Origin of the sequence: Mesorhizobium sp. C277A (assembly GCF_040324395.1) — a bacterium.
Lineage (GTDB): Bacteria > Pseudomonadota > Alphaproteobacteria > Rhizobiales > Rhizobiaceae > Mesorhizobium.
In genome coordinates, this window is the sequence record NZ_JAMYVW010000002.1 from 623,284 (window position 1) to 642,721 (window position 19,438).

The following is a 19,438-nucleotide window of genomic DNA, read 5'->3' on the forward strand; positions in this document are numbered from 1 at the left end:
CATGCGCCATATCCTGGCCAAGAGCCTCGCTCCCACCGACGGCGTGCGCGAATACATGGCGGCGCAGGAGAAGAAGTCGCTGCTGCGCTTCCTCACCTGCGGCTCGGTCGACGACGGCAAGTCGACGCTGATCGGCCGTCTTCTGTCCGACACAAAGCAGATCTTCGAGGACCAGCTCGCCGCACTCGAGCGCGATTCCCGCAAGCACGGCACCACTGGCGACGACATCGACTTCGCGCTTCTGGTCGACGGCCTCGAGGCCGAGCGCGAGCAAGGCATCACCATCGACGTCGCCTACCGCTTCTTCGCCACGCCCAAGCGCAAGTTCATCGTCGCCGACACGCCCGGCCATGAACAGTACACCCGCAACATGGCGACCGGCGCATCGACTGCCGATCTCGCCATCGTGCTGATCGATGCGCGCCAGGCTGTGCTGCGCCAGACCCGGCGCCACTCGATCATCGCTTCGCTGCTCGGCATCCGCCATATCGTGCTTGCCGTCAACAAGATCGACCTCGTCGATTTCGACCAGGCGGTGTTCGACCGTATCGTCGAGGATTACCGGCAGTTCTCGCACGAGCTCGGCTTCCAGACGATCGTGCCGATCCCGATGTCGGCCCGCTATGGCGACAATGTCACCAGCCGCTCCGGCAAGACGGCGTGGTATTCCGGCCCGTCGCTGATCGAGCATCTCGAAACTATATCGGTCGACGAGGCCGCGGTCGAACTGCCGTTCCGGTTTCCGGTGCAGTATGTCAACCGGCCCAATCTCGACTTCCGCGGCTTTGCCGGCACCATCGCGTCCGGCTCCGTCGCGCAGGGCGACGAGGTGGTGGTCGCCAAATCCGGCAAGGCCTCGCGGGTCAAGCGCATCGTCGCGCAAGGCGGCGATCTTGCCCAGGCGGTGGCCGGCCAGGCCATCACCCTTGTGCTCGATGACGAGGTCGAGGTCTCCAGAGGCAACATGCTGGTGTCGCCGGCGGCACGGCCGCAGGTCGCCGACCAGTTCGCCGCCAACATCGTCTGGTTCGACGAGGCAGCGCTGCTGCCGGGACGCTCCTATATACTGCGCACCGAGACCGACCAGACCAGCGCCACCGTCACCGACCTGAAATACCGCGTCAACGTCAACGACTTCGCTCGCGAGGCGGCGAAGTCGCTCGAGATGAACGAAGTCGGCATCTGCAACATCTCGACCCGGGCGCCGATCGCCTTCGACACCTTCGCCGACAACCGCGATACCGGCGCCTTCATCCTGATCGACCGCATCACCAATGCCACGGTCGGCGCCGGCATGATCCTGCATACCTTGCGCCGCGCCGAAAACATCCACTGGCAGTCGCTCGATGTCGGCAAGCGTGGCCGTTCCGACTTGAAGAGCCAGCGTCCCGCCGTGTTCTGGTTCACCGGCCTTTCCGGTTCGGGCAAGTCGACCATCGCCAACCTGCTCGAGAAGAAGCTGTTCGCTTCCGGGCGTCACACCTACATTCTCGACGGCGACAATGTCCGCCACGGCCTCAACCGCGATCTCGGCTTCACCGACGCCGATCGGGTCGAAAACATCCGCCGTGTCGCCGAAGTGGCAAAGCTGATGGCCGATGCCGGGCTGATCGTCATCGTCTCCTTCATTTCCCCCTTCAGCGCCGAGCGGCGCATGGCCAGGGAGTTGATGGCCGACGGCGAGTTCGTCGAAGTGTTCGTCGATACGCCGTTCGAGGAATGCGCCCGACGCGACCCGAAAGGCCTTTACGCACGGGCGCTGAATGGCGAGATCAAGAACTTCACCGGCGTCGATTCCCCGTATGAAGCTCCCGAAAATCCCGAAATCCATCTCAAGACACTCGGCAAGACGGCCGAGGAGATGGTAGAGGCTCTGGAACACTGGCTGAATGAGCGCGACATTGCCGAAGACCAATATGACAGCGGCGGCGGCATCTGACGACGAAGTGATGCTCGACGTGTTCGAGCGCCTGGCGCTCGAAGCCGGACGCGAGGTGATGCGGGTCTTCAAGGCCGGCTGCGCGGTCGACAGCAAGTCGGACTCCTCGCCGGTCACGGAAGCCGACCGCGAGAGCGAGACGATCATCCTCGCCGGCCTGCGTGCGGCCTATCCCGATATTCCCTGCGTGGCCGAGGAAGAGGTCGCCGAAGGCATTGTGCCGCCCGATCTGGATGGCGCCTTCTTCCTGATCGATCCGCTCGATGGAACGAAGGAATTCGTCAACCGCCGGACCGATTTCACCGTCAACATCGCGCTTGTCCGGCACGGCGTGCCGGAGATCGGCGTCGTCTTCGCACCGTGCAGCGGGCGGTTCTTCTCTGGACGGCCGGGCTGGGCCGAAGCAATCGAGGTCGATGGCGACTTCCGTATCGTCGGCCGCCGGCGGATTTCGGTTAGGAGGGCGGTCACGCCGCTGGCGGTCGTTGCCAGCCGCTCGCACAACACCCCGGAGACCGAAGCCTTCATCAAGGATCTCGGCGCCGCCGAGATCGTCTCGGTCGGCTCATCGCTGAAATTCTGCCTGCTCGCCGCAGCCGAAGCCGACATCTATCCGCGCTTCGGCCGCACCATGGAATGGGACACGGCGGCCGGCGACGCCGTACTGCGCGCCGCCGGCGGCATGACGCGCACGCTGGACGGCGAGCCGCTCACCTATGGCAAGCGCAAACAGAGCGACGACGAGGATTTCGCCAACCCGCATTTTATTGCGAGCGGGAAGGCGGCGGACGCGGCGTAACTTACGCCGCCGCTACATGCGCCGAGTTCGAGCCAATGTAGTTGCGGATCGTCTCGATGATGCGGTCCTGGTCGGCTTCGCTGAGATAGGGATGCATCGGCAGGCACAGGATGCGCTTCGGCAGTTCCTCCGAAACCGCAAGCCCGGTCGGCGTGCGCGGATAGTCGCGATAGGCGACCTGCTCGTGCAGCGGCTTCACATAATAGATCACCGAAGGGATGCCCTTTTCGCCGAGATGCGCCCTCAACCCGTCGCGCTTCGGCGTCTCGATGGCGTATTGCGCCCAGGCCGAGCGGCCACCGCCCAGATTGCGTGACGCCTTGACGATGTCGCCGAGACCTTCGGCGTAGCGCTTGGCCACGACCTGGCGGGCGACCATCTCGTCTTCGAGGATGGCGAGTTTCTCGATCAGGATCGCCGCCTGGATGGTGTCGAGGCGTGAATTGATGCCGACGCGGACATTGTCATACTGCGTCCCGCCCTTACCGTGGAACGCAAACGAGCGCAGCTGGTCGGCCAGCGCGTCGTCATTGGTGAACATCGCGCCGCCATCGCCGTAGCAGCCCAGCGGCTTGGCCGGATAAAAGCTGGTCGAGCCGACATGGCCGAAGGCGCCGCACATTGTGCCGTCGGCCGAACCGCCGATCGACTGCGCCGCATCCTCGATCACCAGCAGCCCTTCGCGCCTGGCAATCGCCATGATCGCCTCGTAGTTGGCGGCAAGCCCAAACAAGTCGACGGGAATGATCGCCTTCGGCTTCAGCCGGCCTTCCTTCTTGATCATGGCGATCGCCGCCTCGAGGCTGGCGATGTCGATGTTGTAGGTCTCGGCCTCGACATCGACGAACACTGGTTCGGCCTTGGCAAGCGCCACCACTTCCGCCGTCGCGGCAAAGGTGAAGCTCGGCACGAACACCGCGTCGCCGGGGCCGATACCGGCGGCAAACAGCGGCAACAGCAGCGCGTCGGTGCCGTTGGCGCAGGCCACGACATGCTTGGTGCCGATATAGGCTGCGAGCTTGTTTTCGAATTCGGTGACTTGCGGTCCGAGGATATAGCGGCCTTCCTCGACGACATTGTCGATCGCGGCCTTCAGCCGGTCGCGGATACGTTCGCGCTGCGCGCCAAGATCGATGAACTGCATGTCGGCCTCAAAACGGTGTGGTGCGGGCTGCCCCGGGGACAATGACACGCACAGAAACAACAACTTAACCGGGCCGCTGGTACCAGAGTTGGGCCGGTCTAGAAAGCCGGACCGGCCGCGGGACGGGTTGTCTAGGTGTCGCAGCCTGTTACTTCAGGCTTTCCCTGCATTGCCGCAAGATGCCGGAAATCCGGGCTTCGCCGCCTATTAATCCGGCTGATCAGTCCGTCTTTCCGGCTCGCGGAAACATAAAGTGATCGGCTGCTTGCAGCGGCTGGCGGCGGACTAAGCGTGGATCAGGCGATTTCGTGCCGCCAGGGCGGGTTGGCGCCGGCCCGCGACACGGTCACCGCCGCCGCTTTGGCGCCGAGCGCCAGCGCCTGACGGATGGCGTCCTCCGAAAGGCCGCCGATCCCGGCCTTGGTGAGCAGGCCTTGCTCGTGCAGCGAGGCCAGAATGCCGGCATTGAAAGTGTCGCCGGCGCCGACCGTGTCGACCACCTCCACCTTATGCGGCATCACCGTGACCTTGTGTTCCCTGCTGTAGCCGACGGCACCTTCGCTGCCGTGGGTAACGACGATCAGCTTCGGGCCGCGATCCAGCCAGTTGCGGATGACGTCCTCATGCGAGCCGGCCTCGCCGAACCAGTGCAGATCCTCATCCGATAGCTTCACGATGTCGGCCATCGCCATCATCGAGCGGATGCGCCGGAGGTGCTTGGCTTTGTCGGGGATGAAGTTCGGCCGGATGTTGGGGTCGAGCATCATGACGCGGCGTTCGTGCTCGCGTTTCATGAATTCTTCGTAGGCAGCACCCGCCGGGTCCGAAATCAGGCTGATGGCGCCAAACAGCATGGCTTCGATCTCGGCGCCCAGTTTCGGCAGATCCTCTGTCGTCAGCATGCGCCCGGCGGTGTTTTCGTCGTAGAAAGTGTAGGTCGCCTGGCCGTTGGTGAGCCGCACGAAGGCGAGCGTGGTCGGGCGAGGGGAGGTGTGCGCATAGGTGGAGCTGACCTTGCTTGCGCCGAGCGCCTCGCGGAACTGGCCGCCGAACAGATCCGACGACAGGCCGGAAAAGAAGCCGGCGGGCGCGCCGAGGCGGCCAAGCGCGATCGCCGTGTTGAACACCGCGCCGCCGACATAGGGCGCAAAGGCCGGCTCGCCCTGTGTCGTGGTGCGCGGCAGCATGTCGATCAGGGCTTCGCCGCAGCAGAGGATCATGATTTCTTGTTCTCCGGCGGATAGATCACGCCCTTGCGGATGATGATGTTGGCGTAGAGCCGGGGTTCGCTGGTCCCGACGATCGCATATGCCGACCGGACGCGTGCATAGAAGTCGGCGCCCGCCAGCGCAACCACCTTGCGGCCCGGCGCGCGCCTGGTGCAGATCGTTTCGATTTCATGGTGGACCGGATCGGCGACCGAGGGATCGCCTTTTACCGAGGCACGAAACAGCGCTTCCGGCACGAAGTCGTCCACCGGCAGCACGCTCAAAATGGCGTCAAGCACCGGTATGAGGTGAAGACCGTCGGCGCGGATCAGCCGGTTTGCCTGTTCTTCCGCCGGATAGTTGCCGTCGACGAGCGCGATCTCGTCGCCATGGCCCATGGCGCGCAATGTCGCCAGAAGCTCCGGACCGAGCAGCGACGGAATACCGATCAGCATTCAGATGCTCCTGGAAATCGTGGTCGAACCGATGAGGAAGCGTTCGGACAGCGGCAGGCTGGCGCCGCCCAGCGCGCGGGCATGGATGCCGACGGTGCCTTCGCGCACCACCGGAAGCTTCAGCCCTTCGCCATCGATCGTACCGATCGCCTGCCTGATCGCATCGACGAGCCGGCGCCGGACAGCGAGCGGTATCCAGCCGTCGATCACCGCGGCCTCGAAATCGATCACCGAGGACGCCGCGACAATGGCGTAGGCAAGCGCCTGCGAGGCGCTGGCGATCCAGTCGTCCAGATCGGCGCCGATCTCGCCCCATTCCTGCGGCGAGGTCCAGAGATAGGAGCCGTCAATGCCGCGTGCGTTAAGCGCCTTTTCCAGCATTGCGATCGAGGCGACGTCGATGAGCTGCGTCGGCTTGCCGTCTGGTCCCGGCACCGGCATCGAACCCAGCGCCCCGGCATTTCCGGTTGGCCCGCCGAACAGCCGGCCGTTGAGCACGATGCCGCCGCCGGCAAAGGCGCCGATATAGAAATAGACGAAGTCGCGCGCCCCGCCGGTCTGGCCGAACACCAGTTCGGCGCCGCAGGCGGAGGTGGCGTCATTCTGCAGATAGACCGGGAATTCGCACTGCGCCTGGATGTCGGCAGGGATGTCGCGATGGCGCCATTCGTCCATGATGTCGCGCGGCGCGCCGGCGGTGTCGGCCCAGTTCCACAGTTCGAACGGCATGGCGATGCCGAGCCCGGCAATGCGCTTGTCCTGCGCAGGTGTCAGTTCGGCGCGCATCGTCTTCATGCCTTCGGTGACGAACTCAACCGTCTCGCGCGGCGCCGGATAGCGGTAGGAGTGCTGCAGCATGGAACGCACAGTTCCGAGGAAATCGATCAGCACCAGTTCGGCGCTGCGGCGGCCGATCTTGAGGCCGATGAAGAAGGCGCCTTCGGGGTTCAGCGCCATCGGGATGGAGGGCTGGCCGATCTTGCCGCGCAACGGCGCCTGGCGCAGCAGCAGGCTGTCCTCCTCCAGTTCGCGCATGATGACCGAGACGGTCTGCGCTGAAAGCCCGGTCATGCGCGCAATGTCTGATTTGGCCAAGCTGCCATGCTGGCGAACCAACGACAGCACCAGCCGCTCATTGTGGTCGCGCATGCCGCTCTGGTTGGTGCCACGGTGGAGACGGCTGGCGGCCGCCTCGGGCGAACCGTGCCTCGCAATGCCGGTCTCCACCCTTGTTCCTCCCTTGGTTTATTCTTACTGCTTTTGCGGCAGAATGAGTGAACCACGCAAAGCTGTCAATAATAAATAAGAGTGATTTAATTATTGACAGGCGGCTCCCGCTGGTGTCATTTGAGGGCGCGTCCACACTGGGAGAACTTCAGTGGATGCGCTCGAGATGCCGGTTGGCGGCATCCGCATAGTTCCATGGGAGGAAGATCGTGACCAAAGCATTATTGAAGTCCACCGTGTTCGCCGCGGCGGGCCTCGGCCTGATGGCGTTTGCTTCGACAGCATCGGCCGCCGGCGTCGGCGCCTGCCTGATCACCAAGACCGACACCAACCCCTTCTTCGTCAAGATGAAGGAGGGCGCGACCGCCAAGGCCAAGGAACTTGGCGTCGACCTCAAGACCTATGCCGGCAAGATCGACGGCGACAGCGAGAGCCAGGTGGCGGCGATCGAAAGCTGCATCGCCGACGGCGCCAAGGGCATCCTGATCACCGCGTCCGACACCAAGGGCATCGTGCCGACGGTGAAGAAGGCGCGTGACGCCGGCCTGCTGGTGATCGCGCTCGATACCCCGCTGGACCCGATCGATGCCGCCGACGCGACCTTCGCGACGGACAATCTGGAAGCCGGCAAGCTGATCGGCGCCTGGGCAGCCGCGACCCTCGGCGACAAGGCCAAGGACGCCAAGATCGGTTTCCTCGACCTGACCCCCTCACAGCCGACCGTGGATGTGCTGCGCGACCAGGGCTTCATGATGGGCTTCGGCATCGACGTGAAGGATCCCAACAAGATCGGCGATGAGGACGATGCCCGCATCGTCGGCCACGACGTCACCAACGGCAATGAAGAAGGCGGCCGCAAGGCGATGGAAAACCTTCTGCAGAAGGACAACTCCATCACCGTCATCCACACCATCAACGAGCCCGCCGCTGTCGGCGCCTACCAGGCGCTCAAGGCGGTCGGTCTCGAAAGCCAGGTGCTGATCGTCTCGGTCGATGGCGGCTGCCCCGGCGTGAAGTCGGTGACCGAAGGCGTCATTGGCGCCACCTCGCAGCAATACCCGCTGCAGATGGCGGCACTCGGCATCGAGGCGATCGCCGCCTTCGCCAAGGACGGCGCCAAGCCGAAGCCGACCGAAGGCAAGAACTTCTTCGACACCGGCGTCAACCTCGTCACCGACAAGCCGGCCAATGGCGTGAAGTCGATCGACACCAAGGAAGGCCTCGCCAAGTGCTGGGGCTGATGGCTGCCTGACAGCCAGCGGCAAACTGACGGCCGGGGGCTTGATCCCCGGCCGCTTCGGGTGGACGATGCGTCACGCGAATAATCCCGGCAGCAGACCGGACAGGCGCGAGCGGGTATCGGCATGGAGCTGAAGCCCAGGGGAGGAAACATGGCTCAAGCACAGGAATTCGAGAAGGTTCTCTCGAGCAGCGACACAAGCGTTGCCGCCTTTGACGAGCACAAATCGGCCGTCAAGCGCATCCAGCATTTCCTGCACTCCACGCCGGCGGCGGTGCCGCTGATTGTGCTGGTCCTGTCGATCGTAATTTTCGGCATCGCCATTGGCGGGCGTTTCTTCTCATCCTATACGCTGACGCTGATCCTGCAGCAGATCGCCATCGTCGGCATCCTCGGTGCCGCGCAGACACTGGTCATCCTGACCGCCGGCATCGACCTGTCGATCGGCGTGATCATGGTGATTTCGGCCGTGATCATGGGCAATTGCGCGGTCAGCTACGGCATGCCGGCCGTGCTCGCAGTGCCCATCGGGCTTGCCGCCGGCGCAGCCTGCGGCCTGCTTAACGGTTTGCTGGTCGCCTACATGAAGCTGCCGCCGTTCATCGTCACGCTCGGCACCTGGAACATCGTCATGGCGACCAACTTCATCTATTCGGCCAACGAGACGATCCGCGATACCGACGTCGACGCCCAGGCGCCGCTGCTGCATCTCTTTGCCCTGAGTTTCAAGATCGGCACGGCGGTGCTGACACTGGGCGTCATCGCCACGGTCGTGCTCGTTTTGATCCTCTGGTACGTGCTCAATCACACCGCCTGGGGCCGCCACGTCTACGCCGTTGGTGATGATCAGGAGGCGGCGAAGCTGTCTGGCATCCAGACCAAGAAGGTGTTGATGACGGTCTACACCCTTGCCGGGTTGATCGCAGCTTTCGCTGCCTGGGTTTCCATCGGCCGCAACGGCTCGATCTCACCGTCAGCCGCCGTCACCGACTACAACCTGCAGGCGATAACTGCGACGGTGATCGGCGGCATTTCACTGTTCGGCGGGCGCGGCTCAATTCTGGGCACGCTTTTCGGCGCGATGATCGTCGGTGTCGTCTCGATGGGCCTCAACATGCTGGGCGCCGATCCGCAATGGAAGGTGCTGCTCACCGGTGTGCTGATCATCGGCGCCGTGGCGATCGACCAATGGATCAGAAAGGTTTCGGCATGACCGTGGAACCCATCCTCACCGCGCGCGGCTTGATCAAGCGCTATGGCCGTGTCACCGCCCTCGACAATGCCGACTTCGACCTCTACCCCGGCGAAATCCTGGCCGTCATCGGAGACAATGGCGCCGGCAAATCATCGCTGATCAAGGCGATTTCCGGCGCCGCCGTGCCCGACGAAGGCGAGATCCGTCTTGAAGGCAAGGCTGTCGCTTTTAAATCGCCCATGGAGGCGCGCGAGGCGGGCATCGAGACGGTCTACCAAAACCTGGCTTTGTCGCCGGCCCTGTCGATCGCCGACAACATGTTCCTCGGCCGCGAGATCCGCAAACCCGGCTTCCTCGGCGACTGGCTTCGCATGCTGGACCGGCCGGCAATGGAAAAGCGCGCCCGCGACAAGCTGACCGAGCTTGGCCTGATGACCATCCAGAACATCAGCCAGGCGGTGGAAACGCTGTCGGGCGGCCAGCGTCAGGGCGTGGCGGTGGCGCGCGCCGCCGCTTTCGGCAGCCGCGTGGTGATCATGGACGAGCCGACCGCGGCACTCGGCGTCAAGGAGAGCCGCCGCGTGCTGGAACTGATCCTCGACGTCAAGAAACGAGGCCTGCCGATCGTGCTGATCTCGCACAACATGCCGCATGTCTTCGAGGTCGCCGACCGTATCCATATTCATCGGCTGGGACGTCGCCTCTGCGTCATCGATCCCAAGCAATATACCATGTCCGACGCCGTCGCCTTCATGACGGGAGCGAAGGTTCCGCCGGAGGCTGCACTCGCTGCCTGATCCGCTCGACGGATAAATTGCCGCAGGGGGACTGGCGGCATGCTGGTCTAAATCGATTGAACGTATGTTGCGATGCACTAGGATAGGCTGGGACTGAGAGCGAAAGCCGGTATGATCGCAGCACGATCACGAGAGGCAGTATGACGCGAACAATGACAGCCAAAGCCCCCGATCTCGAAATACCCGATCCCAAGACGCTGGCCGACGAAGTCTTGCTGGCTCTCAAATACCGGGTCGGCAAAGGCACCTCCGTTGCCACGCAATATGATTGGCTGACAGCCTCGATCAAGGTCGTGCGCGACCGCATCGTCGATCACTGGATGCAGGCGACGCAGGAGGCCTACGCCCAGCAGGAAAAGCGCGTCTATTACCTGTCGCTCGAATTCCTCATCGGCCGGCTGATGCGCGATGCCTTCTCCAATCTCGGCCTGATGGACAATATGCGAGAAGCGCTCAAGTCGCTGGGCGTCGACCTCGACCTCATCGCCGGGCTCGAACCGGATGCAGCGCTCGGCAATGGCGGTCTTGGCCGGCTCGCCGCCTGCTTCATGGAAAGCATGGCGACCGTCGACATTCCCGCGCATGGCTACGGCATTCGCTACGCCAACGGCATGTTCCGCCAGGAGATCCATGACGGCTGGCAGGTCGAACTGCCCGAAACCTGGCTCGACCACGGCAACCCCTGGGAGTTCGAGCGGCGGGAGCGTGCCTTCGAGGTCGGCTTCGGCGGCTCGGTGGAATCGATCACCTCCAAGGATGGCCGGCTCGAGCGTCACGTCTGGAAGCCGACCGAGCATGTCCAGGCCGTCGCCTACGACACGCCGGTGGTCGGCTGGCGCGCCAACCGCGTCAACACGCTGCGGCTTTGGTCCGGCATGCCGGTCGATCCGATCCTGCTCGACAAGTTCAACGCCGGCGACCACATCGGCGCGCTGGCCGAAAGCAACAAGGCCGATGCCTTGTCGCGCGTGCTTTACCCCGCCGATTCCCACAAGGCCGGCCAGGAACTGCGGCTGCGGCAGGAATATTTCTTCTCCACCGCGTCGCTGCAGGACATCGTCCAGCGCCATCTCAGCCAGTATGGCGATCTCGCCTCGCTGCCCGACAAGGCGGCGATCCATCTCAACGACACCCATCCGGCGATCGCCGTGCCGGAGCTGATGCGCCTGCTGATGGACGTCCATGGCATGGATTTCGACCAGGCCTGGGATATTACCAAGCGCACCTTCGGCTACACCAACCACACGCTGCTACCGGAGGCGCTGGAAAGCTGGCCGGTGCCGCTGTTCGAACGGCTTTTGCCGCGCCATATGCAGATCGTCTACGCCATCAATGCGCAGGTTTTGCTTGAGGCCCGCGCCACCAACCAGTTTTCCAATGAGCAGATCAGCCGCATCTCGCTGATCCAGGAAAATGGCGACCGCCGCGTGCGCATGGGTAACCTGGCCTTTGTCGGCTCGCACTCGATCAATGGCGTGTCGGCGTTGCACACCGAGCTGATGAAGGAGACGGTGTTTGCCGATCTCCACAAGCTCTATCCCGATCGCATCAACAACAAGACCAACGGAATCACGCCACGCCGCTGGCTGATCCAGTGCAATCCAGGCCTCACCGCGCTCGCCCGCGCGGCGATCGGGGACCGTTTCCTCGACGACATCGACGCCATCAAGGGGCTCGAAGCCTTTGCCGGTGACGCCGCCTTCCGCGACAAGTTCGCCGCCGTCAAGCGCTCCAACAAGATCAAGCTCGCCAATCTGGTCGCCGACCGGCTCGGCATCAAGCTCGACCCGTCGGCGCTGTTCGACATCCAGGTCAAGCGCATCCACGAATACAAGCGCCAGCTGCTCAACATCCTGGAAGCGATCGCGCTCTACGACCAGATCCGCTCGCATCCCGAACAGGACTGGATGCCGCGCGTCAAATTCTTCGGCGGCAAAGCGGCGCCCAGCTACCACAATGCCAAGCTGATCATCAAACTGGCCAACGACGTTGCCAAGGTCATCAACAGCGACCCGTCGGTGCGCGGCCTGCTGAAAGTGGTGTTCGTGCCGAACTACAATGTCAGCCTGGCCGAGGTGATGATGCCGGCCGCCGACCTGTCCGAGCAGATTTCGACTGCCGGCATGGAGGCGTCGGGCACCGGCAACATGAAGTTCGCGCTGAACGGCGCCTTGACCATAGGCACGCTCGACGGCGCCAATGTCGAGATCAAGGAATGCGTCGGCGACGACAACATCTTCATCTTCGGCCTGAGCACGGCGGAAGTCGCCGAGCGGCGCAGCAATGGCTACAACCCGCGCGCCGTGATCGAGGGCTCCCCTGAATTGGCGCAGGCTGTTGCCGCAGTATCGTCGGGCGTGTTCTCGCCCGACCAGCCGGATCGCTACCGCGAGCTGGTCGACGGTCTCTACAACAGCGACTGGTTCATGGTGGCGGCGGATTTCGACGCCTATGCCGCCGCCCAGCGCGATGTCGACGCCGTCTGGCGCAACAGCCCCGATTGGTACGCGCGCGCTATCCGCAACGTTGCCCGCGTCGGCTGGTTCTCTTCCGATCGCACGATCCGCCAATATGCGAAAGAAATCTGGAACGTGCCCGCCTGATATGATTGCATGAGGCCACGACAATGGGTCTTGTGCACAAGAACTGGTTCCCAGGGAGGGACACCGCCTGATGAAGAAACCGCGCGCGACCGCGACGACGAGCGGGTCGGACGGGCTGGCGTCAGCCGGCGATGTCGCCGCAATTGTTGCAGGCACGCATGGCGATCCTTTTGCAATCCTGGGCGTGCATGATGCCGGCAAGAGCCTGGTTGCCCGCTGCTTCGTCCCCAATGCCGAGTTCGTCACCGCATACACGCTGGCCGGCAAGAACGCCGGCGAACTCACGCGGCGCGACGACGCCGGTTTCTTCGAAGGCAGACTGTCGATCAAGAAGCGTAAGCCGCTGCGCTATCACGCCAAAAATGCCGGCGGCGACTGGTGGCTGACCGATCCCTATTCCTTCGGCCCGGTGCTCGGCCCGATGGACGACTACTATATCGCGCAAGGGTCGCACCTCAGGCTGTTCGACAAGCTCGGCGCCCATCTCCTCGACCATGAAGGCGCGTCGGGCGTCCATTTCGCCGTCTGGGCGCCCAATGCAAGGCGCGTCTCCGTGGTCGGCGACTTCAACGAATGGGACGGCCGCCGGCACACGATGCGCGACCGCCGCGACACCGGCATCTGGGAGCTGTTCATTCCCGATATCGGCGCTGGCCACCCCTATAAATACGAGATCATTGCCCCCGACGGCGTGCGCCTGCCGCTCAAGGCCGATCCGTTCGCCTTCAAGTCTGAACTGCGCCCGGCCACAGCATCGGTAACGGCGGTGCCGCCGGCGCATGAATGGGGCGACGAGGCGCATCGCAATTACTGGCGAAAGGCCGATCCGCGGCGCGAAGCCATATCGATCTACGAGGTCCATGCCGGTTCGTGGCAGCAGCACGATGATGGCAGCTTCCTGTCATGGGACGAACTCGCCAACCAGCTCATCCCCTATGCTGTCGAGACCGGCTTCACCCACATCGAGTTCCTGCCGATCTCCGAACATCCCTATGACCCGTCATGGGGTTATCAGACAACCGGACTTTATGCCCCCTCGGCGCGCTTCGGCGACCCCGACGGCTTCGCCCGTTTCGTCGACGGTGCGCACCGCGCCGGCGTCGGCGTCATCCTCGACTGGGTGCCGGCGCATTTCCCGGTCGACGCGCATGGCCTGGCCAATTTCGACGGCACGGCGCTCTATGAGCATGCCGATCCGCGCAAGGGTTTTCATCCCGACTGGAACACCGCGATCTACAATTTCGGCCGCCGCGAGGTGGTGTCGTTCCTGGTCAACAATGCGCTGTTCTGGGCCGAGAAATACCATGTCGACGGTTTGCGCGTGGATGCGGTGGCCTCGATGCTCTACCTCGATTATTCGCGCAAGGCCGGCGAGTGGATCCCCAACGAGAAGGGCGGCCGCGAAAACCTCGAAGCAGTGTCCTTCCTGCAGAAGATGAACAAGGAGGTCTACGGCCACCATCCCGGCGTGATGACCATCGCCGAGGAATCGACTTCATGGCCGAAGGTCTCGGCGCCGGTGCATGAAGGCGGGCTGGGCTTCGGCTTCAAATGGAACATGGGCTTTATGCACGACACGCTGGAGTATTTCGCCAAGGAGCCGATCTTCCGCAAACATCACCACAATGACCTGACCTTCGGCCTGACCTACGCCTTCTCCGAGAATTTCGTGCTGCCGCTGTCCCATGACGAGGTCGTGCACGGCAAGGGCACGCTGCTCGGCAAGATGGCCGGCGACGACTGGCAGAAGTTCGCGACTTTGCGCGCCTTTTACGCCTTCATGTGGGGGTATCCCGGCAAGAAGCTGTTGTTCATGGGCCAGGAATTCGCCCAGCGCCGCGAGTGGAGCGAGGCGCGTGCGCTCGACTGGAACCTGCTCGACTTCCACCCGCATCGCGGCGTCTGGCAGACGGTGCGCGATCTCAACTATCTGTATCGCTCGCGCCCGGCGCTACATGCGCGCGACTGCGAGCCGGACGGCTTCTCCTGGCTGATCGTCGACGACAAGGAAAACTCGGTCTTCGCCTGGCTGCGCAACGCGCCCGGCGGCAACCCGATCGCCGTCATTTCCAACTTCACGCCAGTGCCGCGCGACAATTATCGCGTGCCATTGCCCAAGGTCGGCAAATGGCGCGAAATCATCAACACCGACGCTTCGGACTACGGTGGTTCGGGCAAGGGCAATGGCGGTGTGGTCGAAGCCAGGGCGGAAGGAGGAGGCATTTCGGCAACGATGCTTTTGCCGCCGCTGTCGACGATCATGCTTGAACTCGTTGCGGACTAGGTCCGTCAACTCGTTACGGATTAGGTCCGTCGACTCGTTGCGGACCGGGCGATGCTCCAGACTGGTAATTTGGGAGGGTAAAAATGGCAGACTTGAAGAGAACCCAGCCGCTGGCGCGCGATGCCATGGCCTATGTGCTGGCCGGCGGCCGCGGCAGCCGGCTCAAGGAATTGACCGACCGCCGCGCCAAGCCGGCTGTCTATTTCGGCGGCAAGACGCGCATCATCGATTTCGCGCTGTCCAATGCGCTGAATTCCGGCATCCGCCGCCTCGGTGTCGCCACCCAGTATAAGGCGCATTCGCTGATCCGCCACCTGCAGCGCGGCTGGAACTTCCTGCGGCCGGAGCGAAACGAAAGCTTCGACATCCTGCCGGCCTCCCAGCGTGTCTCGGAAACCCAGTGGTATGAAGGCACCGCCGACGCCGTCTACCAGAACATCGACATCATCGAGGCCTATGGCCCTGAATATATGGTGATCCTGGCCGGCGACCATATCTACAAGATGGACTACGAGCTGATGCTGCGCCAGCACGTCGATGCCAATGCCGACGTCACTGTCGGTTGCCTGGAAGTGCCGCGCTTGGAAGCGGCCGGCTTCGGTGTCATGCATGTCGACGGCAAGGACAACATCATCGCGTTCGTCGAAAAGCCCGCCGACCCGCCCGGCATTCCCGACAAGCCGGAATTCGCGCTGGCTTCGATGGGCATCTATGTCTTCAAGACCAAGTTCCTGATGGAGCAGCTGCGCCGCGATGCCGCCGAGCCGGGTTCAAGCCGCGACTTCGGCAAGGACATAATCCCCTACATCGTACAGCACGGTAAGGCGATCGCGCACCGTTTCGCCAAGTCCTGCGTGCGCTCGACGGCCGAGAACGAAGCCTATTGGCGCGATGTCGGCACGGTCGACGCCTACTGGGAAGCCAATATCGACCTGACCGACATCACTCCCGAACTCGACCTCTACGACCGCGACTGGCCGATCTGGACCTATGCCGAATTGAAGCCGCCGGCAAAGTTCGTGCATGACGAGGATGGCCGGCGCGGTTCGGCCGTCTCCTCGCTGGTCTCAGGCGATTGCATCGTCTCGGGTGCTTCGCTGAAGCGCAGCCTGATCTTCACCGGCGCGCGCATCAACTCCTATTCGACGCTGGAAGAGGTCGTCATGCTGCCCGACGTTCATGTCGGCCGGAACGCAAAGTTGAAGCGCGTCGTCATCGACCACGGTGTAAGGATACCGGAAGGGCTGGTGGTTGGCGAAGACCCTGTTCTCGACGCCAAGCGTTTCCGGGTTTCGGAAAAGGGCATCTGCCTGGTCACGCAGGACATGATCGACAAGCTGAAGCTGTAAGACGGGGTACCATAAACGCATGCAGGTTCTTTCGGTCACGCCCGAGATATTCCCGCTGATCAAGACCGGCGGACTTGCCGACGTGACCGGCGCATTGCCGATCGCGCTGGCCGCCAAGGGCGTGACCATGCGCACGCTCATCCCCGGCTTTCCCCAGGTGATGGACGCCTTCAAGAAAAAGAAGGCTGTCTACCAATACCCGCTGCTGCAGGGCGGCAAGGCTTCGGTCCATGCCGTCAAGATCGCCGGGCTCGACCTGTTCGTGCTCGACGCGCCGCATCTCTACGACCGTCCCGGCGGCCCTTACGGCAATGCGGCCGGCGCCGATTGGCCCGACAATTGGCGGCGTTTTGCTGCGCTGAGCCAGGTCGGTGGCGATATCGCCGGCGGCGCCATTTCCGGCTACCAGCCGGATCTCGTCCACGCCCATGACTGGCAGTCGGCGATGACGCTGGCCTATATGCGCTACGGCAAGGCGGTCGGCGTGCCGTCGCTGATCACGGTTCACAACCTTGCCTTCCAGGGTCAGTTCGGCGCCGGCATTTTTGGCGAGCTCGGCTTGCCGGCCGCGGCGATGGCGCTCGACGGCGTAGAATACTATGGCGGCGTCGGCTTCCTCAAGGCCGGCCTGCAGGCGGCCTGGGCGATCACCACGGTGAGCCCCACCTATGCCCAGGAAATCCGCTCGCCGGAATTCGGCATGGGCCTCGACGGCCTCATCAACATGCGCTCTTCCGACCTCTACGGCATCGTCAACGGCATCGACACCGACATCTGGAACCCGCAGACCGACAAGCATCTGGTGTCGGCCTACTCCGCCGCGACGCTGAAGGCTCGCCTTCCCAACCGGGCGGTTGTCGAGGACCGCTTCAGCCTCGAGCGCGACGACAGTCCGATCGTCTGCGTCGTCAGCCGGCTGACCTGGCAGAAGGGCATGGACATACTGGCGGCTGTGGTCGACGGCGTCGTCGCCACCGGCGCGCGGCTGGCGATCCTTGGCTCAGGCGACGCCGGCCTGGAAGGCGCGCTGCTGGCTGCAACCGCCCGCCATCGCGGCCGTGTCGGCGTCGTCGTCGGCTATGACGAGGGGCTTTCCCACACCATGCAGGGCGGCTGCGACGCCATCGTCATCCCATCGCGCTTCGAGCCTTGCGGGCTGACCCAGCTTTACGGCCTGCGCTATGGCTGCGTGCCGGTCGTCGCCCGCACCGGCGGCCTTGCCGACACCATTATCGACGCCAATGAAGCAGCGATCTCGGCAGGTGTCGCCACCGGGTTCCAGTTCGCGCCCAATAGTGGCGGCGCCATGCTGCACGCCATCCGCCGGCTGGTCGATGCGCATTCGAGCCCGGCCGTCTGGGAACAGATCCAGCGCCAGGGCATGAAGGCCGATGTCTCCTGGGACAAGAGCGCCGACAAATACGTTGAACTCTACCGCCTGCTGCTTTCGAAAAGGGTTGCCTGAAGCATGATCCGGACCGTCGCCACCAAGCCCTATCTCGACCAGAAACCCGGCACGTCCGGCCTGCGCAAGAAGGTGCCTGTCTTTCAGCAGGAGCACTATGCCGAGAACTTCATCCAGTCGATCTTCGACGCGCTGGAGGGCTTTGAGGGCAAGACGCTGGTGATCGGCGGCGACGGCCGCTTCTACAACCGCGAGGTCATCCAGAAGGCCATCGCCATGGCGGCGGCCAACGGCTTCGGCAAGGTGATGGTCGGGCAGGGCGGCATATTGTCGACGCCGGCGGCGTCGCATGTCATCCGCAAATACAAGACCTTCGGCGGCATCATCCTGTCGGCCAGTCACAATCCGGGCGGCCCGCACGAGGATTTCGGCATCAAGTACAATGCCGGCAATGGCGGCCCGGCGCCGGAAAAGCTGACCGACGCGATCTTCGAAAAGACCAAGACGATTTCGAGCTTCAAGACTGCCGACATCGACCAGATCGACATCGACAAGATCGGCACGGTGACCGCCGGCGGCATGGCGGTCGAGATTATCGACCCGGTCACCGACTATGCCGAATTGATGGAGAGCCTGTTCGACTTCGACGCCATCCGCGCCAATTTCAAATACGGCTTCCGCATGCGCTTCGACGCCATGCATGCGGTCACAGGCCCGTATGCCAAGGAAATCCTCGAGCGCCGGCTCGGCGCGGAGAATGGCACCTGCCGCAACTACAAGCCGCTGCCGGATTTTGGCGGCCATCACCCGGATCCGAACCTGGTCCACGCCAAGCATCTCTATGACGAGATGATGGGACCGGATGCGCCCGATTTCGGCGCCGCTTCCGACGGCGACGGTGACCGCAATCTCATCATCGGCAAGGGCATTTTCGTCACCCCGTCGGATTCGGTGGCCATGCTTGCCGCCAATGCGCAATTGGCGCCGGGCTACAAGGACGGCCTCAAAGGCATCGCCCGCTCGATGCCGACCAGCGGCGCTGCCGACCGCGTCGCCGAACAGCTCGGCATCGGCATCTACGAAACGCCGACCGGTTGGAAGTTCTTCGGCAATCTGCTCGATGCCGGCATGGCAACGATCTGCGGCGAGGAAAGCGCCGGAACCGGCTCGAACCATGTCCGTGAAAAGGACGGGCTGTGGGCGGTGCTGTTGTGGCTGAACATCCTGGCCGTGCGCGGCGAAAGCTGCAAGGACGTCGTCACCGAACATTGGGCGACCTACGGCCGCAATTACTATTCACGTCATGACTATGAGGAGGTCGAAACCGAGCGCGCCAACGCCCTGGTCGACGAGTTGCGCGCGAAGCTCGCTTCGCTGCCCGGCACCAGCGTGCGCGGCCTGAAGATCGCCAATGCTGACGACTTCGCCTATCACGATCCCGTCGACGGTTCGGTGAGCAAGAACCAGGGCATCCGCATCCTGTTCGAAGGCGGCTCGCGTGTCGTGTTTCGTTTGTCCGGCACCGGCACGTCGGGTGCTACGCTGCGCGTCTACATCGAGCGCTACGAGCCGGACAGAGCGCGGCATGATCTCGACACGCAAGAGGCGCTCGCTGACCTGATCGCGGCTGCCGATGATATCGCCGGGATCAAGAGCCACACCGGGCGCAACAAGCCGAGCGTGATTACTTGAGGGTGGTGACGTCTTTACCCTCCCCCTTGTGGGGAGGGTCGATCCGCGCAGCGGATCGGGTTGGGGGTGCTCGTAAAGCGCTTTCCCCGCGCCGACCCCCA

14 protein-coding genes are annotated in these 19,438 nt (G+C 63.5%); 10 read left to right on the forward strand and 4 right to left on the reverse strand.

Annotation, left to right across the window (positions count from 1 at the left end; translation table 11 throughout):
* The first annotated feature begins 1 nt into the window (after position 1).
* Both cysN and cysQ read left to right on the forward strand, forming a co-directional pair.
* Positions 2–1,939: a sulfate adenylyltransferase subunit CysN gene (cysN, locus tag NKK52_RS03040; RefSeq protein ID WP_023684584.1), complete on the forward strand. Its 1,938-nt coding sequence runs from the start codon at positions 2–4 to the stop codon at positions 1,937–1,939.
* 10 nt (positions 1,940–1,949) lie between these two features.
* Positions 1,950–2,738, forward strand: a complete 789-nt coding sequence (cysQ, locus tag NKK52_RS03045) for a 3'(2'),5'-bisphosphate nucleotidase CysQ (protein ID WP_031196090.1) — start codon at positions 1,950–1,952, stop codon at positions 2,736–2,738.
* A gap of 1 nt (position 2,739) precedes the next feature.
* Here the strand turns inward: cysQ and NKK52_RS03050 are convergent, their stop codons facing one another.
* The 4 genes from NKK52_RS03050 to NKK52_RS03065 all read right to left on the reverse strand — a co-directional run bounded on the left by NKK52_RS03050 (position 2,740) and on the right by NKK52_RS03065 (position 6,772).
* The gene (locus NKK52_RS03050) at positions 2,740–3,882 is read right to left on the reverse strand and encodes a DegT/DnrJ/EryC1/StrS family aminotransferase (RefSeq protein ID WP_023684583.1); all 1,143 of its coding nucleotides are present in this window, start codon (positions 3,880–3,882) and stop codon (positions 2,740–2,742) included.
* A 296-nt stretch (positions 3,883–4,178) separates the two neighbouring features.
* Complete coding sequence (locus NKK52_RS03055) at positions 4,179–5,102, reverse strand: carbohydrate kinase family protein (RefSeq protein ID WP_023684582.1); 924 nt, start codon at positions 5,100–5,102, stop codon at positions 4,179–4,181.
* Positions 5,099–5,545: an RbsD/FucU family protein gene (locus tag NKK52_RS03060; protein ID WP_023684581.1), complete on the reverse strand. Its 447-nt coding sequence runs from the start codon at positions 5,543–5,545 to the stop codon at positions 5,099–5,101. The genes NKK52_RS03055 and NKK52_RS03060 overlap by 4 nt, the downstream gene beginning before the upstream one ends.
* Positions 5,546–6,772: an ROK family transcriptional regulator gene (locus tag NKK52_RS03065; RefSeq protein ID WP_023684580.1), complete on the reverse strand. Its 1,227-nt coding sequence runs from the start codon at positions 6,770–6,772 to the stop codon at positions 5,546–5,548. It lies immediately after the preceding gene.
* Between the two features lie 263 nt (positions 6,773–7,035).
* On the opposite strand from NKK52_RS03065, the gene NKK52_RS03070 reads away from it, so the two are divergent.
* From NKK52_RS03070 to NKK52_RS03105, 8 genes are all read left to right on the forward strand, one after another.
* Positions 7,036–8,013 (forward strand): sugar ABC transporter substrate-binding protein, encoded by a 978-nt coding sequence (locus tag NKK52_RS03070; RefSeq protein ID WP_081725578.1) that lies wholly within the window; start codon positions 7,036–7,038, stop codon positions 8,011–8,013.
* Between the two features lie 150 nt (positions 8,014–8,163).
* On the forward strand, positions 8,164–9,225 hold the full coding sequence (locus NKK52_RS03075; RefSeq protein ID WP_023670725.1) for an ABC transporter permease: 1,062 nt from the start codon (positions 8,164–8,166) through the stop codon (positions 9,223–9,225).
* Positions 9,222–10,004 carry an ATP-binding cassette domain-containing protein gene (locus NKK52_RS03080; RefSeq protein ID WP_023670726.1) on the forward strand — a complete coding sequence of 261 codons (783 nt, stop codon included), beginning with the start codon at positions 9,222–9,224 and terminating at the stop codon, positions 10,002–10,004. Before NKK52_RS03075 ends, NKK52_RS03080 begins: the two co-directional genes overlap by 4 nt.
* Positions 10,005–10,144: 140 nt before the next feature.
* The gene (locus NKK52_RS03085; RefSeq protein WP_023670727.1) at positions 10,145–12,607 is read left to right on the forward strand and encodes a glycogen/starch/alpha-glucan phosphorylase; all 2,463 of its coding nucleotides are present in this window, start codon (positions 10,145–10,147) and stop codon (positions 12,605–12,607) included.
* 70 nt (positions 12,608–12,677) lie between these two features.
* The gene (gene glgB, locus NKK52_RS03090) at positions 12,678–14,891 is read left to right on the forward strand and encodes a 1,4-alpha-glucan branching protein GlgB (protein WP_023684579.1); all 2,214 of its coding nucleotides are present in this window, start codon (positions 12,678–12,680) and stop codon (positions 14,889–14,891) included.
* An 83-nt stretch (positions 14,892–14,974) separates the two neighbouring features.
* Positions 14,975–16,240, forward strand: a complete 1,266-nt coding sequence (glgC, locus tag NKK52_RS03095; RefSeq protein WP_023684578.1) for a glucose-1-phosphate adenylyltransferase — start codon at positions 14,975–14,977, stop codon at positions 16,238–16,240.
* Positions 16,241–16,259: 19 nt separating this feature from the next.
* Positions 16,260–17,705 (forward strand): glycogen synthase GlgA, encoded by a 1,446-nt coding sequence (gene glgA, locus NKK52_RS03100; protein WP_023684577.1) that lies wholly within the window; start codon positions 16,260–16,262, stop codon positions 17,703–17,705.
* A 3-nt stretch (positions 17,706–17,708) separates the two neighbouring features.
* Positions 17,709–19,337 (forward strand): alpha-D-glucose phosphate-specific phosphoglucomutase, encoded by a 1,629-nt coding sequence (locus NKK52_RS03105; RefSeq protein WP_023684576.1) that lies wholly within the window; start codon positions 17,709–17,711, stop codon positions 19,335–19,337.
* Positions 19,338–19,438: the final 101 nt, after the last annotated feature.